The sequence below is a fragment of the Pseudomonas sp. S35 genome, from assembly GCF_009866765.1.
Taxonomy (GTDB): domain Bacteria; phylum Pseudomonadota; class Gammaproteobacteria; order Pseudomonadales; family Pseudomonadaceae; genus Aquipseudomonas.
In genome coordinates this window covers 4,800,238-4,815,363 of record NZ_CP019431.1, presented here as the reverse complement: position 1 = coordinate 4,815,363, position 15,126 = coordinate 4,800,238, and the positions used below count along the sequence as shown (strand labels likewise).

The window sequence follows — 15,126 nt, the reverse complement described above, 5'->3', positions numbered from 1 at the left end:
TACGCAAAAATTCACCCTTCTCCTGCTTACGTACACTGGCTAAGCTCAAGGCTTCCCGATGCCCGCTCGAGGTTTCCCGCATGTCGCAACCCACGCCCGCCCTCGCGATTGCCCGCACGATCCTCGACGGCTTCGACGATTACCGTGAGCACTTTCGCCAGATCACCGATGGCGCCCGTGAGCGGTTCGAGAAGGCCCAATGGCAACAGGGCCAGGCCGCCTCGGCGGCGCGGATCAACCTCTATGAAGAGAAGGTGTTTGAGGTGATCACGGGCCTGCACGCCCGCTTCGATGACGTGGACTTAATGGATATCGACCTGTGGCCTTTGGTGAAAAGCGCCTACATCAGCCTGATCGACCTGCGTTTCGACGATGAGCTGTCCGAGACCTGGTACAACTCGATCTTCTGCGGCCTGTTCAGCCACGACTTGATCAGCGACGGCTGCATGTTTATCCACACCACCCGGCCTAGCCTGCGCAAGGCGCGGGCCGCGCAGACCCGCACCTACCTGCCCGCCGGCAACATCGGTGAGATGCTCGCGCAGATGTTTGCCGACTACCGTTTCAGCGAACCCTATGCCGACCTGAACGCCGACCTGCAGCGCCTCGAAGCGCAACTGCGGGAAAACCTGCCCGACTGGGTCTGCAAGGACCCGGACCTCAAGGTCGAGCTGTTTTCCTCGGTGCTCTACCGCAACAAAGGCGCCTATCTGGTAGGACGTATCTATACCCATGACGAACAATGGCCCCTGGTGATTCCGCTGCTGCACCGCGAAGGGCAGGGCATTCAGATTGATGCGTTGATCACCGACGAAGCCGATGTGTCGATCATCTTTTCGTTTACCCGTTCCTACTTCATGGTCGACGTGCCGGTGCCTGCGGAATTCATCGGTTTTCTCAAGCGCATCCTGCCGGGCAAGCATATCGCCGAGCTATACACCTCCATCGGCTTCTACAAGCACGGCAAGTCGGAGTTCTACCGTGCGCTGATCAACCACCTGGCGACCACCGATGACCAGTTCATCATGGCCCCCGGCGTGCGCGGCATGGTCATGAGCGTGTTTACCCTGCCGGGCTTCAACACTGTGTTCAAGATCATCAAGGACCGCTTCTCGCCGTCGAAAAACGTCAACCGTGCCACGGTGATCGAGAAGTACCGCCTGGTTAAAAGCGTCGACCGCGTCGGGCGCATGGCCGATACCCAGGAGTTCGCCGACTTCCGCTTCCCCTTGAGCAAGTTCGAGCCCGAGTGCCTGGCCGAGTTACTGGAAGTGGCCGCCGGCACGGTCGAAGTGGAAGGCGACACGGTGCTCATTCGCCACTGCTGGACCGAACGGCGCATGACCCCGCTCAACCTCTACCTGGAAAACGCCAACCCGGCCCAGGTGCGTGAAGCTTTGGAAGACTATGGACTGGCGATCAAACAACTGGCGGCGGCGAATATCTTTCCCGGCGACATGCTGCTGAAAAACTTCGGCGTCACCCGCCACGGCCGCGTGGTGTTCTACGACTACGACGAAATCTGTTTTCTCACCGAGGCCAACTTCCGCCATATCCCCGAGCCCCGTACTCCCGAGGATGAAATGGCCTCCGAGCCCTGGTACTCCATCGGCCCGTTGGATGTCTTCCCTGAAGAGTTCCCGCCGTTCCTGTTTGCCGACGCCGGTCAGCGCAAGTTGTTCGATCAACTGCACGGTGAGCTCTATAACGCGGACTACTGGAAGGGGCTGCAAGAGGCAATCCGCGCCGGTAAGGTCATTGATGTGTTCCCTTATCGGCGCAGGTGGGGGGAGGGCGAGTAGGAAAGGTCGAACAGTGGGCGTTAATACCCGTGCGCTTCGGTACGTCGGGTATAAAGGACCAAGTTGTTTAATAAGTTGGTGTAGTTCTCGAGAAAACCCACCTCCAGGTCTGCGAGCAGATGCCGGATATCATCGTCTTCTATTTTCTGACGGGTGGCGACATTTAGGGCATGCATGTCGCTATCGGGGTGAGCCAACTTGTTCACAGGCTCGGGCTGTTGGCTGCTGCCCGCTTGCTGGGTGCGAGGGACGGTATTCAGCCGTACGTAGCCATTGTTGATCGCTGCCAACTCCAGCTTTTTTCGCTGATTATTTGCCTTGCTTATAAACATCACAGTATTTATGCCCTCGAAGGAAGTGCCATCAAGACTTCCGTTTTTCCACGCATCGCGCAGGTTGACGATGGCCTCACGCGCAGCCTTGACAGCACCCGGTGAAAATCTGTCGTCCAGGCCCTTGAGGTGTGCGGTTTCGACCAGGCGGTCCTGTCGGTGGAGTGTCAGATCCAGCAGCGCCAATTGCTTGCTGCGCTCAAGACCTTGCTCCAAGCTTTTACGCATAGGGCTGAGGCCCAGTGAGGCTTTGAGCTGGCTGCTGCTTTTGAGCCGCCCTGTTGCCCACGCGTTGCGGTATTCAGTCATTGCGTTACGTCGCCGGATAAAAATGTCTTCCTCTACGCGAGACAAAGGCTGCGGCTGTTTTTTGATAACGCTATCCAAAGACGCAATCTCTTCGTCCAGCGCGTTGACATGTTTGAGGGTTTTTTCCAGATCCTGCTTGAGCAGCACTGGGTTCAGTGGCGCGGACAATAGGATGGGTTCGGTTATCGGGTCCAACTCGCTGGAGCGTGGAGGGGTGGCCGCGGTCCATTCCGCACGACGATTCAGCAGAGCTTTGCGTTGTTCGGCGCGAGTCGTCAGTTGCTCATTGCGTTGCGCGATTTTCTACAGGCCGGTCTGGGCATCCGGTTGTGAGGCAAACAAGTTGCGGCTTTCCTGATCGAAAACTTCAAGATCATTGTCAAGCCTTGAGATGTGGATCCAGGCTTGAAGTTGATGCCCCTTTTCCTGCGGTGCACTTTCCTGGCGTTGGCGCACAGGACGAAACAACGCTTGTTCCAGGCTTCGGCTATTCTCGAGGACGTGTCTGTGCCCTTGTTCCACCAGGCTTTTAACTACGGCTCCTTGGATGGTATGGGTCTGCTGCATCAGCCGGCCTAGGGCGGTGCCGGGCTCAGGGGTAGAAAACGGGTTGAGTTTGATCATCGTTGCTCCTTTGGGGCGGTGGTATTGCAGTGGTTTGCGCGGGGGCTACCGAAAGAGCCGGCAGGAGGCAATTTGCGCCGGTAAGGTCATTGAGGGGGCCCTTATCTGCGCAAATCGGTAGATAGCGCTTAAGCGCTGATAGGCTGGTGCAACCGATTATCGCGTTGCTTGGGATAGTCAAGGACACCAGGGTACGCAGTGTTCATATAGGCAGCCTCCAGTTCCTCGTTGATAGTCCAGACTAGTAAGGCTTTGGCGGCGCGATTAATCCTTTCCACTGTCGGCTCGGGATCCATGGTCATCGTTGGCGAGCTCAGGTTTGCATGAAGCCGGATATCCGCCTCTACTTCTACTTGGAGTAAAAGATCTGAGTGTCGCCTACCGGCAGGGGTACCTGTGTGGCGTCGTATGCCATCCGGTAGCTCTGAAATTTCACCCATCGCCCACGCGTTGCGCAGTTTCATCATGGCTTCACGGGCGAAAAAGACGTTCCCTGACATGCTTGCATGCTCTATTCCAGCGTTTTGTGCTTTATAGATGGCGCGATCGAATGCGGTGAGTGCTTCGTCGCACCGTTTCACGTTGCTCTGAGCGATGTCCAGGTTTGAACCACTGAGTTTTTGATTGATTGCAACGGGAAGAGTGGGGGCAAAGTTAAGCGCTTTTGCTTGAGTCACTCTCTGTTCAAGCGTGTTGCGAAGCAAGTCGTCGTCATTCTTTTTCAGCAACCGCCCAATGCTGCTGTCGTTACTTTGCGTCAGTAGGCCGCGTGCCCAGCTATTGCGCAGTTCGCTGATAGTGTTGCGGATAAATAGCAGTTGCTCCGGTTTCAAGGGGTCTGGGCGACTGTTGGAAAGCCTCTTCAGTCGTCGGTCGATCTGTTCGATGTCTTTATCAAGCGCGAAAACCTGGGCTTCAATACGCGCTCTCTGCGCGCTATCACTATTTCTGACTATTGAGGCATGGGTGACCGTGAGCTGTGTGCCTGTTGCGATGGGTGGGGGGGAACTGTCCAATTCGTCGAATGTGGGAGGGGTCCAGGGTTCAAGGTCGCGACACGTCGTGCGGCTAAACACCTCTGTCTCATGATCAAACTCGAACTTCGTACGCTCTACATTCATCTCGAGCTGTGTTCTGAGTTGACGCTCCTGGGCGCGCGCAGTGGGCGGTGTATCAACTTTCCCCTTAAAGCGGTCGGTCAGGGCTAAAGTCCGCAGGCTCGTCTTTGAGCGTTCATCCAGTTTGCCAGTGAGCCAGGCGTTGCGGTTTTCGCTCAGCGCCTTATGGGCCGTGATGTAGTCAATTTCTATTTTTTCGGTGGGTTTTCGTCCAGCGCCTTTCTGCAGGGTGGCGGCCATATCAGCGTCGAGTGCTGATGCCGCATTGTCGAGCGCCGCGATGTGTTTTTGCGCGCGTTCAGTAGCAGGTCCATGGACGGCGTTTGTTTGGTGCCCGGTTCCGTCTTGGGCATAGAGATTCCTGGCGTTGGCTAAGTCATTACGTTGCTTGATCGAGTTCTGAACGTCTTGGATCAATAAAGTGTTTTCTGTTGTTTTTTCAATAGTTGTTCCGTAGACGTCGACGAGCTTTCGGTCGAGTTTTTCTATGAAAAATTGGTCGTATAGATCAATGGTGTTGTCAGCCCTTGCTATATGAAGTCTGGCGAGTTGACGGTCGATACCCATGAGTGCCTCGTTCAGAGGAAGAAGCGGCACGGGCAAGGGCAGCCTTATGGTCGGCGCACTCTGCGCTACGTGTGGCTCTTGTTTGGGAGCTGTATCGATCGGGAACACCGGGTGGTGGGTTGCAGGTGTTATTGGCATAGGCCGCGGGTCTCGTTTTTGGGCTAACTGTGTTGTTTGAATAAATCCACGAAGAATTGGCCGACTTCAAATTTCAGCGTCTTTCAGGGCCTTGGCCAGGTGGAAAACCGTTTCCAGGATCGGGTCTGCGCTCGCGGAATCGGGCAGGTATTTTTCCTGGTATTCGGTATTGGCAACGTTCCAGAGTTCGTCTATCGAAGTGCTGAGGGCGGCCTCGCGGTCTTTTCGATAGGTGGGGGCGGATGCTGCGAACGATGGAGTGGTGACACCGTCATCTCCCGCAAATGCGCCATTACGCCAGAGAGTCCTTAGCTGATCTATCTTCAGGGCTACATCGGCAACGGCGTCTTCATCAATAGATGTTCCACCCTGCGTTTCACGCTCTACCAATAGCTGGCCTAATTGCTCGGCTTTATCGAGTGCGTTGTCGAGGCGATTCACGTGCTTCAACGCGTGTGCCCGAGCGCTGCCTGAAAGCATCTGTAAAAGCCGCCAGTCATCCTCCTCGTTGCACCTGCTGGTACCCAGGGCCTCTTCGTAGCTCGGACGTGGCGTGGTGTTTTCGGCGTGCTCAGGCAGAGGGCTTGCTCTGTCCATAGCTTGCCAATAGGTGGGTGGCAGCGACTGGGGCCGGTATTGCTCTAGCTGCCTGACTGAATGCGTACGCGTATCTTCGGCGTAAAGGTTTAGCGTGTTGGCGTAGTCCTGCGCAGTGCTACAGCGATGCTCCGTGTACGGTGGCAGCATGGAGGCAGGGGGCGTTACAGGAACGGCTGTTGGCATGAGGTTTTTCCAGGATGAGCGGTGGGGCGCCTGCTAAACATGGCGTGCCGGTGCAGTAGAGCTTGGCGGGTCAGGGGCTGGCCATTCGGTTGCTTCTGATAGTCGCGTATGAAAAAGTGCGGCTGGCCTGTGGGTTAGGCATTGCAATCGTTTTCAAACAGCCAGTTGCAGCCGGGGAATGCAGTGGTTTGCGGGGATGAAAAGGGTTGTCTCGTTCACCGGGGCGGAAATCTGCGACAATTGCCACCTCTGATTACGTCACCGCAGGCTTACCTGCCTCACTAAAAGACCTTTGCGTACCTGATGACTGACCAAGCGCCCGCTCTCGACCAACTGCTGAAAAACCTCGACCACGCCATGCTCGCCGACCGCCACCGCTTGCGGCGCCAGTTGCTCGAGCTGCGCAAGAAACCCGACGAGGAGAAGCTGGCGCAGTGGGTGACACGTATGCAGGCGTCCTGCGCCCAGGTCACGGCCCGGCGTGCCAGCGTGCCGCTGATTCGCTATGACGACAGCTTGCCGATTGCGGCCAAGCGCGATGAGATCAAGGCCGCGCTGAACAAGCATCAGGTGCTGATCATCGCCGGCGAAACCGGCTCGGGCAAAACCACCCAGTTGCCGAAGATCTGCCTGGAAATCGGTCGCGGCCAATACGGCTTGATCGGCCACACGCAACCGCGCCGGATCGCCGCGCGCAGCGTTGCCAGTCGGGTTGCCGAAGAATTGGCCACGCCGCTGGGTGCACTGGTCGGCTATCAGGTGCGCTTTGAGGACCAGAGCGATTCCAACACCCTGATCAAGCTGATGACCGACGGCATCCTGCTGGCGGAAACCCAGAACGACCGTTACCTGGAACGTTACGACACGATCATCGTCGACGAAGCCCATGAACGCAGCCTGAACATCGACTTCCTGCTGGGTTATCTGAAGACCCTGCTGCCGCGTCGCCCGGACCTCAAGGTCATCATCACTTCGGCGACCATCGACCTGGAACGCTTCTCCAAGCATTTCGACGATGCGCCGATTGTCGAGGTCTCGGGCCGCACCTTCCCGGTGGACACCTGGTACCGCCCGCTGACCTTGGAACAAGACGAAGAGGGCAACCGCGTCGAGGACGACCTGACTGTCGACCAGGCGATCCTCGCCACCCTCGATGAAATCGCCGCCTACGAGCGCAGCGAACGGCGCAGCCCCGGCGATGTGCTGGTGTTTTTGCCAGGCGAGCGCGAGATTCGCGACGCCGCCGAGATGCTGCGCAAGGCCCAGCTCAAGCACACGGAAATCCTGCCGCTGTACGCGCGTTTGTCACCCGCCGAGCAGCAGCGGATTTTCCAGTCCCACCCCGGCCGGCGCGTGGTGCTGGCGACCAACGTCGCCGAAACCTCGTTGACCGTGCCAGGCATTCGTTATGTGATCGACAGCGGTACCGCTCGCATCAGCCGCTATAGCTACCGCGCCAAGGTGCAGCGTCTGCCGATCGAGGCGATTTCCCAGGCCAGCGCCAACCAGCGTAAAGGCCGTTGCGGCCGGGTCGAGCCGGGCATCTGTATCCGGCTGTTCAGCGAAGAAGATTTTATCGGGCGCCCCGAATTCACCGACCCTGAGATCCTGCGCACCAACCTCGCCGCCGTGATCCTGCAGATGCTGCACCTGCGCCTGGGCGAAATCACCGACTTCCCGTTTATCGAACCGCCGGATGGCAAGGCGATCAGCGACGGTTTCAACCTGCTGCAAGAGCTTTCGGCGGTGGACCGCAACAGTCAACTGACGCCATTGGGCCGCCAGCTGGCGCGCCTGCCGGTGGACCCGCGCATGGGCCGCATGCTGCTGGAAGCCGCCAAACTCGGCAGCTTGCAGGAAGTACTGATCGTTGCCAGCGCGATGTCGATCCAGGACCCGCGCGAGCGTCCGCCCGAGCGCCAACAGGCCGCCGACCAGGCGCACGCACAATGGAAAGACCCGGACTCGGACTTCGCCGGGCTGGTCAATCTGTGGCGTGGCTTTGAAGAACAGCGCCAGGAATTGACCGCCAGCCCGCTGCGCAATTGGTGCCGCAAGAACTTCCTCAACTACCTGCGCCTGCGCGAGTGGCGTGATTCCCATCGCCAGTTGAGCCTGATCTGCCGCGACATGCAGCTGACCATCAATAAAGAGCCCGCGGATTTCCCGAAACTGCACAAAGCGGTGTTGTCCGGCCTGCTTAGCCAGATCGGCCAGAAGACCGAAGACGGCGATTACCTCGGTGCGCGTCAGCGGCGTTTCTGGATTCACCCCTCGTCGGGCATTGGCAAGAAGCGTCCGCAATGGCTGATGACCGCCGAACTGGTGGAAACCACCAAGTTGTATGCGCGCATGGTGGCCAAGATCGATGCCGACTGGATCGAACCGCTGGCCGGGCACCTGATCAAGAAAAACCACTTCGAACCGCATTGGGAGAAGAAGCGCGGCCAGGTAGTAGCGTTTGAGCAGATCACCCTGTTCGGGCTGATTGTGGTGGGGCGCCGGCCGGTGCATTACGGGCCGATTGACCCGGTGGTGTCCCGCGAGCTGTTTATCCGCGAAGGCCTGGTGCGCGGTGAGATCCAGTCCCGCGCCAAGTGCCTCACGGCCAACCAGCAACTGCTGGAGCAACTCGACGAACTGGAAGCCAAGGCGCGCCGCCGCGACATCCTGGCCGACGAAGAAACCCTGTACGCCTTCTACGACGCACGTTTGCCGGCGCAGATCCACCAGACCGCCACCTTCGACAGTTGGTACAAGGTCAACAGCCAGAAAGACCCGCACCTGCTGATCATGCGCGAAGAAGATGTGCTGGCCCGCGAGGCCAGTGAAGTCACCGCCGCGCATTACCCGGACACCCTGCACCTGGGCGATCTGGAACTGGCCCTGAGTTACCACTTTGAACCCAACCACCCGCGTGATGGCGTGACCCTGCGCGTACCCGCGCCGCTGCTGCCTGCGTTGCCGCCGGAGCGCCTGGAATGGCTGGTGCCGGGGGTGATCGAGGCCAAGTGCATCGCTCTGGTGCGCAACCTGCCCAAGGCCCTGCGCAAGAACTTCGTACCGGTGCCGGACTTCGTCAAGGCGGCGCTGCAACGCATCGAATTCGGTCAAGGTTCGTTGCCCCAGGCGTTGGGCCGCGAATTGTTGCGCATGACCGGTGCGCGGGTCAGCGATGAGGCCTGGGCCGAGGCGGCGCAGCAGGTGGAAAACCACCTGAAGATGAACCTCGAAGTGGTCGACGGGCAAGGCAAGTTCCTCGGCGAAGGCCGCGACCTGGCCGAGCTGACCGCCCGCTTTGCCGAAGCCAGCCAGGCCGCGTTGGCCGTGCCGCAAACGGCGAAAAGCCAGCAGCCGGTGGAAGCCAAGGTCTTTGCCGCTGTGGCCGAGAAGACCCAACAGAAGATCGCCGGGCTGTCGATGACGGTGTATCCGGCGCTGGTGGAGGAAAACGGCACCGTTAAGGAAGGCCGTTTCTCCACCGCTGCCGAGGCTGAATTCCAGCATCGTCGCGCCTTGCAGCGCCTGCTGATGCAGCAATTGGCGGAACCGGCGAAATTCCTGCGCGGCAAGTTACCCGGCCTCACCGAGCTGGGGCTGATGTACCGCGAACTGGGGCGTATCGACGCGCTGGTGGAAGACATCCTGCTGGCCAGCCTCGATACCTGCGTGTTGGAAGGCGAGGCCAGCCTGCCGCGTGATGGCGCGGGCTTGGCCGCCTTGGCCGAACGCAAGCGCGGCAGTTGGACTGAACACGCCGAGCGCCAGGCGCGCTTGACCCTGGAAGTGCTGAAACTCTGGCACGGCCTGCAAAAGCGCTTCAAAGGCAAGATCGACCTGGCCCAGGCCGTGGCCTTGAACGATATCAAGCAACAGCTGAGCAACTTGGTGTACCCAGGTTTTGTGCGGGAAACCCCGGCGCAATGGTTCAAGGAACTGCCGCGTTACCTCAAGGCCATCGAATTGCGCCTGGAAAAGTTGCCCAGCCAGGTGCAGAAGGATCGGGTGTGGAGCGGCGAACTCAGCGGGCTGTGGGCGCAGTACCAGAACCGCCTGAAAAAGCACGCCCAGGAAGGCAAGCGCGATCCTCAGTTGGAGCTCTATCGCTGGTGGCTGGAGGAGTATCGGGTGTCGTTGTTTGCCCAGCAGTTGGGCACCAAGGTGCCGATTTCCGACAAGCGCCTGAGCAAACAGTGGACGTTGGTCGAGGCCTGATCCCTTCACGATTTTCAGCACCAACCCAGTCCAAATGTGGGAGGGGGCTTGCTCCCGATAGCGGTCTGTCAGAAACAGATTTTGTGACCGACACACCGCTATCGGGGGCGAGCCGCTTCCCACATTTAAACGGTGTTTGTCTGGGAAGTGGCGCCAAATCCCTGGGTTTGTGGCAAACTTCGCGCCCATAAATGCCGGGATCGTCGTGATGGGCTGGTGGGCAGCCGCGACGCGATGGAATAAAGCGATGCCAGTTTGATGTCCGCTGGGCGGAATAAAACTACTTAAAGTTTGGTACGACGGTACCAATTTCCCTGCCTGACAGATCTAGAGGAACGACCGTGCATAACGTCGTCATCAGCGGCACTGGCCTTTACACCCCTGCCAACAGCATCTCCAACGAAGAGCTGGTGCAGTCTTTCAATACCTACGTGCAGCAGTTCAATGCCGACAACGCCGCCGCCATCGAGCGCGGCGAGGTGCAGGCGCTGACTGAGTCCAGCGCAGCCTTTATCGAAAAGGCGTCGGGCATCAAGAGCCGCTTTGTGATGGACAAAGACGGCATTCTCGACCCGCAACGCATGACCCCACGCTTGCCCGAGCGCAGCAATGACGAATGGTCTGTCCTCTGCCAGATGGCCGTCGGCGCCGCTGAACAAGCCTTGAAGCGCGCCGGCAAGACTGCCGCCGACATCGACGGCGTGATCGTCGCCTGCTCCAACCTGCAGCGGGCCTACCCGGCCATCGCCATCGAAGTCCAGGAAGCCTTGGGCATTGCAGGGTTCGGTTTTGACATGAACGTGGCGTGTTCCTCAGCCACATTCGGTATCCAGAACGCCGCCAACAGCATCCAGTTGGGCCAGGCCCGGGCGATTCTGATGGTCAATCCGGAAGTGTGCACCGGCCACCTGAACTTTCGTGATCGCGACAGCCACTTCATCTTCGGCGATGCAGCCACCGCCGTGGTTCTTGAGCGCGCCGACCTGGCGACCTCCGAGCATCAGTTCGATGTGGTGAGCACCAAGCTGCTGACCAAGTTTTCCAATACTATCCGCAACAACTTCGGCTTCCTCAACCGCGCGGCGCAAGAGGGTATCGGCGCGCCGGACAAACTGTTCGTGCAGGAAGGCCGCAAAGTCTTCCGTGACGTGTGCCCGATGGTGGCCGAGTTGATCGGCGTGCACCTGCAAGAAAACCAGTTGAGCGTGGCCGATGTGAAACGCTTCTGGCTGCACCAGGCCAACCTGAGCATGAACCACCTGATCGTGAAGAAACTGCTGGGCCGTGAAGCCACGGTGGAAGAAGCCCCGGTGATCCTCGATACTTACGCCAATACCAGCTCCGCCGGTTCGGTGATTGCGTTCCACACCTACCAGGATGATTTGCCCAAGGGCGCTGTCGCGGTACTCAGTTCGTTTGGCGCAGGCTATTCGATCGGTAGCGTGATCCTGCGCAAGCGCTAAGACAATCGAGGTCTTGAATGGCAGCAGCGGACGACACGCACCTGCTTGAACGGTTGCTCAAGGGCGAGCAGCAGGCTTACAAGGAATTGGTCACCACCTACCAGAGCGCCATGCGCGCGGTGGCCTATGCGATTGTCGGCCAGCGCCATGCCGATGAAGTGGTGCAGGACGCCTGGCTGTCGGTGGTCCGCAACATCGCCAGGTTCGAGGGGCGCTCCAGCCTCAAGACCTGGCTGCTGACCATCACGGCCAACGCCGCCAAGGGCCGCTACAAGCAGAATCGCCGGGAAGTGTTGCTCGACGATTTGCCTTCGCCCCACGGCACCATCGGCGATGACCGCTTCACTCCCGACGACGGCCACTGGGCGGTCGCTCCCTACGCTTGGCACCAGGACACGCCGGAAGCCTTGCTGACCGAGGATGAACTGCGTGATTGCCTGGAGCATACGTTGCTGAGTTTGTCGGATTTGCAAAGCAGCGTGCTGGTGTTGCGTGAACGCCAGGGGCTGGAGCTGGAAGAGATCTGTAATCTTTTAACGCTCTCGCTCTCCAATGTCCGTGTGCTGTTGCATCGAGCGCGGCTTAAAGTCTTCGCCACGGTGGAGCATTTTGAGGAAACGGGCGAATGCTGACCTGTAAAGAACAAGTGGCACGTTCCAGTGACTATCTCGATGGGCAATTGACCTTTCGCGAGCGTCTGATGGTGCGCCATCACTTGATGTTCTGCCCGAACTGCCGCCGGTTTATCCGTCAGATGCGCCTGATGCAGGCCACCCTGAAGATACTGCCGGATGAGCCGGTAGAGGATGTGGATGCCCTGGCGCAGCGGCTGGCTGCCGAGCGGCTCAAGGATCACAAAGGCTTGGAATAGACAGGCTCGCGTGGGTGGGCCGGACGGATGATGGGGACCGGTCCACTCACGCAAGACTGTTAAAGAAGCAGCTTCAAGCGGTGGGCTTGAAGCTGCAAGTGGCGCTCTTCCTTGAAGCTTGTCGCTTGAAACGTACAGCTGTGTTTCTTAGAACTTGGCTTCTGCATCCAACTGCAAGGTGTTGGCCTTGGCATCGCGGTAACCTGCGACGCTGGCGTAATCGGCCTTGGTCAGGAAGTAAGTGGCACCGATGGCGAAGTTCTTGTCGATGTCGTAACCGACCTTGAACTTATGACCACGTGCACCGGTGAAGCCGCCGGCGAAGTCCGAGTCGGTGAAGGCACCCACCACTGCGTAACGTTGTACGTCGCGGTAGTTGTAGTCCAGGTTGAGACCGAACACCTTGGACTTGGCACCGAGCAGCCAGGCTGTGTCCTTGTCTTTATCGGTGGCTTTGGTGTTTTGCACGTACTGGCCATAGAACGACAACGGTACAGCCAGGCCGCCGATATCAACTTGGCTGAAGCCTTCGTACAGGCGGTACTCGCTGGCGTTGCCGGCGGTGGTGTTCGCTACCGTTTCGGCCGGGGTCAGGCATTGGAAGGAGCCAGCGGTTGGGCAGCGGCTGTCTTCATCGTTCTGGAACGCGTAGACGCTGCCGCCCAGGGTCAGTTTCAGGTTGTCGGTCAGGGAGAAGCGCGACCCCAACTGGCCGGCCGTCATGCGCAGGTCATTGCGAAATTGCACGCCGTCGCCGTTGACGTTGTCTTTGAGGCTGTAGTTACCCAGGCTGCCGAACAACTCGGCACTGCTGCCCAGTGGGTATTTGTAAGTCAGGGCCAGACCTTCCGGGTTGATATCGCTATCCCAGATCACGTCGCCCATGCTGACCCAAGGTTGCAGCATCTTGCCGCCAATCACGTGCAGATTCTTGATTTGAGTCGGGTGGTAGTCGATGTAGCCCAGGTCCAGCCAGATCGACTTCTTGTTGAAGTAGCCATCCAGGTCCTGGTTGGTGGAGCGGGCATCGTCGCTGCTGCCGGTCGCAACACGAATGCCGGTGTCGACTTGCGGGTTGATCTCGGTAAATGCGCCCAGACGGGCACGGATACGCTCACGGTCCTTGTCCTTGCCGCCGTTGTTGGGGGTGCCGTCGATCTTGATGGTTTCGTGGCGAAAGCGCACATCACCCTTGAGCTGGGTCTTGGCAGCCCAGGCCAGTTTCTGGTCGAAGCTGCTCAGCTCGTTGGTTTTTTTCGCGGTGGTCGCGATCTGTTCGTTGGTCTCTTGTTGAGCTTGCCGTGCGATCTGCTGTTCTTTCTGGTCTTTGGCCAATTCGTTTTGCAGTTCGGTGTACTGCGAAGCGGTGATCTGGCCGTTGGCCTTGAGCATGTCGAGCAATTTAGCGTCGACTGCAGCGCTGGCCGGAACGCTCAGGGCCAGTAACAGGCCGCCGCACAGGACCGCCGCAGTTTTGGTGGAAGCAAGACGCATATCAATCTCCGAAAGTGAGGAGGGATGGCAAACCATCCAGGACACAACCGACCGATGACGGACGGAAAAATAGCCGCCTGGTAGAACCAGGCGCTCTAAAAACAGGCGTCAGTATCGCGATGGTTTATGACGCAGCAGTGGCGAAGTGATGTCATCTAGATGACAAATCATTCAGCGCAGGAACTATTGGTTTAGAGCCTTGTGATGCGATTTGAAGGTGTGTTGAAGGCGGCGATAAGCGATACTCGCGAGGCTTTACGCCCTGACGTAGTGAGGATGCCGATGCCGTTGCAACGCCTGCAAAGCTTGTCCGAAACAGCCCCGGATACCTGGGATGCGCTGGTGCCGCAGGCCCAACCGTTCGTGCGGCATGCGTTCCTGAGCGCCCTGGAAGACAGCGCCAGCGTCGGGCCGCACTCGGGCTGGCAGCCTGAGCATTTGTTGCACTGGGAGGGCGATCGGTTGGTGGCGGCATTGCCCGGTTATCGCAAGTGGCATTCCTATGGCGAGTACGTGTTCGACCATGGCTGGGCCGACGCCTGCCAGCGAGCTGGTATCGATTACTACCCTAAGCTGCTCACGGCTGTGCCGTTCAGTCCCGTCAGCGGCCCACGCCTGTTGGCCGCCAATGCGCAAGACGGCTTCGAGTTGCTCAACAGCCTGCCGGGCTACCTGGAAATCGAGGGGCTTTCCAGTGCGCATATCAACTTCACCGATGCCCTGGCCGACGAGGCAATGTCCGGCCAACCGGGCTGGATGCAGCGCCTGGGCTGCCAGTTTCATTGGCAGAACCGTGGCTACCGCGACTTCCAGGATTTCCTCGACGCGCTGAGTTCACGCAAGCGTAAACAGATGCGCAAAGAGCGTGAGCAGGTGGCGGGGCAGGGCATCGACTTCGAATGGTTGCAAGGCCATGAACTAAGCGAGGCGCACTGGGATTTTGTCTACGCCTGCTACGCCAACACCTACGCGGTGCGCCGCCAGTCGCCCTACCTGACCCGCGCGTTTTTCAGCCTGCTGGCCGAACGCATGCCCGAGGCGATCCGCGTGGTGCTGGCCAAGCAAGGCACGCGGCCGGTGGCCATGGCGTTCAGCCTGATCGGCGGCGACAGCTTCTATGGCCGTTACTGGGGGTGCCTGGCGGAATTCGACCGCCTGCATTTCGAAACCTGTTTCTACCAAGGCATGGACTACGCCATTGCCCACGGCCTGCAACGTTTCGACGCCGGCGCCCAGGGCGAGCACAAATTGATTCGCGGGTTTGAGCCGGTGATCACCCATTCCTGGCATTACTTGCGCCATCCGGGGTTGAAGAATGCCGTGGAGGATTTCCTGGCGCGCGAGCGGGTGGGGATTCTGGCTTATGCCGAAGAGGCGAGGGCAGCCCTGCCGTATCGGCAGGGCTGACCC

At 59.0% G+C, this 15,126-nt stretch carries 11 protein-coding genes; 6 read left to right on the top strand and 5 right to left on the bottom strand.

The genetic code is table 11. The features are described from left to right. Window positions 1–80 precede the first annotated feature (80 nt). Window positions 81–1,802, top strand: a complete 1,722-nt coding sequence (gene aceK / locus PspS35_RS21550) for a bifunctional isocitrate dehydrogenase kinase/phosphatase (protein ID WP_159936714.1) — start codon at window positions 81–83, stop codon at window positions 1,800–1,802. A 20-nt stretch (window positions 1,803–1,822) separates the two neighbouring features. Here the strand turns inward: aceK and PspS35_RS21545 are convergent, their stop codons facing one another. From PspS35_RS21545 to PspS35_RS21530, 4 genes are all read right to left on the bottom strand, one after another. Continuing rightward, on the bottom strand, window positions 1,823–2,611 hold the full coding sequence (locus PspS35_RS21545) for a hypothetical protein (protein WP_159936713.1): 789 nt from the start codon (window positions 2,609–2,611) through the stop codon (window positions 1,823–1,825). Window positions 2,612–2,746: 135 nt separating this feature from the next. Next, the gene (locus PspS35_RS21540) at window positions 2,747–3,067 is read right to left on the bottom strand and encodes a hypothetical protein (protein ID WP_159936712.1); all 321 of its coding nucleotides are present in this window, start codon (window positions 3,065–3,067) and stop codon (window positions 2,747–2,749) included. Window positions 3,068–3,195: 128 nt separating this feature from the next. Continuing rightward, a complete protein-coding gene (locus PspS35_RS21535) occupies window positions 3,196–4,752 on the bottom strand; it encodes a hypothetical protein (protein WP_159936711.1) in 1,557 nt (518 codons plus the stop codon). Between the two features lie 204 nt (window positions 4,753–4,956). Then, complete coding sequence (locus PspS35_RS21530; RefSeq protein ID WP_159936710.1) at window positions 4,957–5,673, bottom strand: hypothetical protein; 717 nt, start codon at window positions 5,671–5,673, stop codon at window positions 4,957–4,959. A 303-nt stretch (window positions 5,674–5,976) separates the two neighbouring features. Between PspS35_RS21530 and hrpA the strand changes: the two genes are divergently transcribed. From hrpA to PspS35_RS21510, 4 genes are all read left to right on the top strand, one after another. Next, window positions 5,977–9,888 carry an ATP-dependent RNA helicase HrpA gene (gene hrpA / locus PspS35_RS21525; protein WP_159936709.1) on the top strand — a complete coding sequence of 1,304 codons (3,912 nt, stop codon included), beginning with the start codon at window positions 5,977–5,979 and terminating at the stop codon, window positions 9,886–9,888. 341 nt (window positions 9,889–10,229) lie between these two features. Next, complete coding sequence (locus PspS35_RS21520; protein ID WP_159936708.1) at window positions 10,230–11,351, top strand: beta-ketoacyl-ACP synthase III; 1,122 nt, start codon at window positions 10,230–10,232, stop codon at window positions 11,349–11,351. Window positions 11,352–11,368: 17 nt separating this feature from the next. Continuing rightward, entirely contained in the window at window positions 11,369–11,983 is a 615-nt protein-coding gene (locus PspS35_RS21515; protein ID WP_159936707.1) for an RNA polymerase sigma factor, read from the top strand. Then, the gene (locus tag PspS35_RS21510; RefSeq protein ID WP_159936706.1) at window positions 11,977–12,222 is read left to right on the top strand and encodes a zf-HC2 domain-containing protein; all 246 of its coding nucleotides are present in this window, start codon (window positions 11,977–11,979) and stop codon (window positions 12,220–12,222) included. The genes PspS35_RS21515 and PspS35_RS21510 overlap by 7 nt, the downstream gene beginning before the upstream one ends. A 147-nt stretch (window positions 12,223–12,369) precedes the next feature. Here the strand turns inward: PspS35_RS21510 and PspS35_RS21505 are convergent, their stop codons facing one another. Continuing rightward, window positions 12,370–13,716, bottom strand: a complete 1,347-nt coding sequence (locus tag PspS35_RS21505) for a putative porin (protein WP_159936705.1) — start codon at window positions 13,714–13,716, stop codon at window positions 12,370–12,372. Window positions 13,717–13,998: 282 nt separating this feature from the next. Between PspS35_RS21505 and PspS35_RS21500 the strand changes: the two genes are divergently transcribed. After that, window positions 13,999–15,123 carry a GNAT family N-acetyltransferase gene (locus tag PspS35_RS21500; protein WP_159936704.1) on the top strand — a complete coding sequence of 375 codons (1,125 nt, stop codon included), beginning with the start codon at window positions 13,999–14,001 and terminating at the stop codon, window positions 15,121–15,123. Window positions 15,124–15,126: the final 3 nt, after the last annotated feature.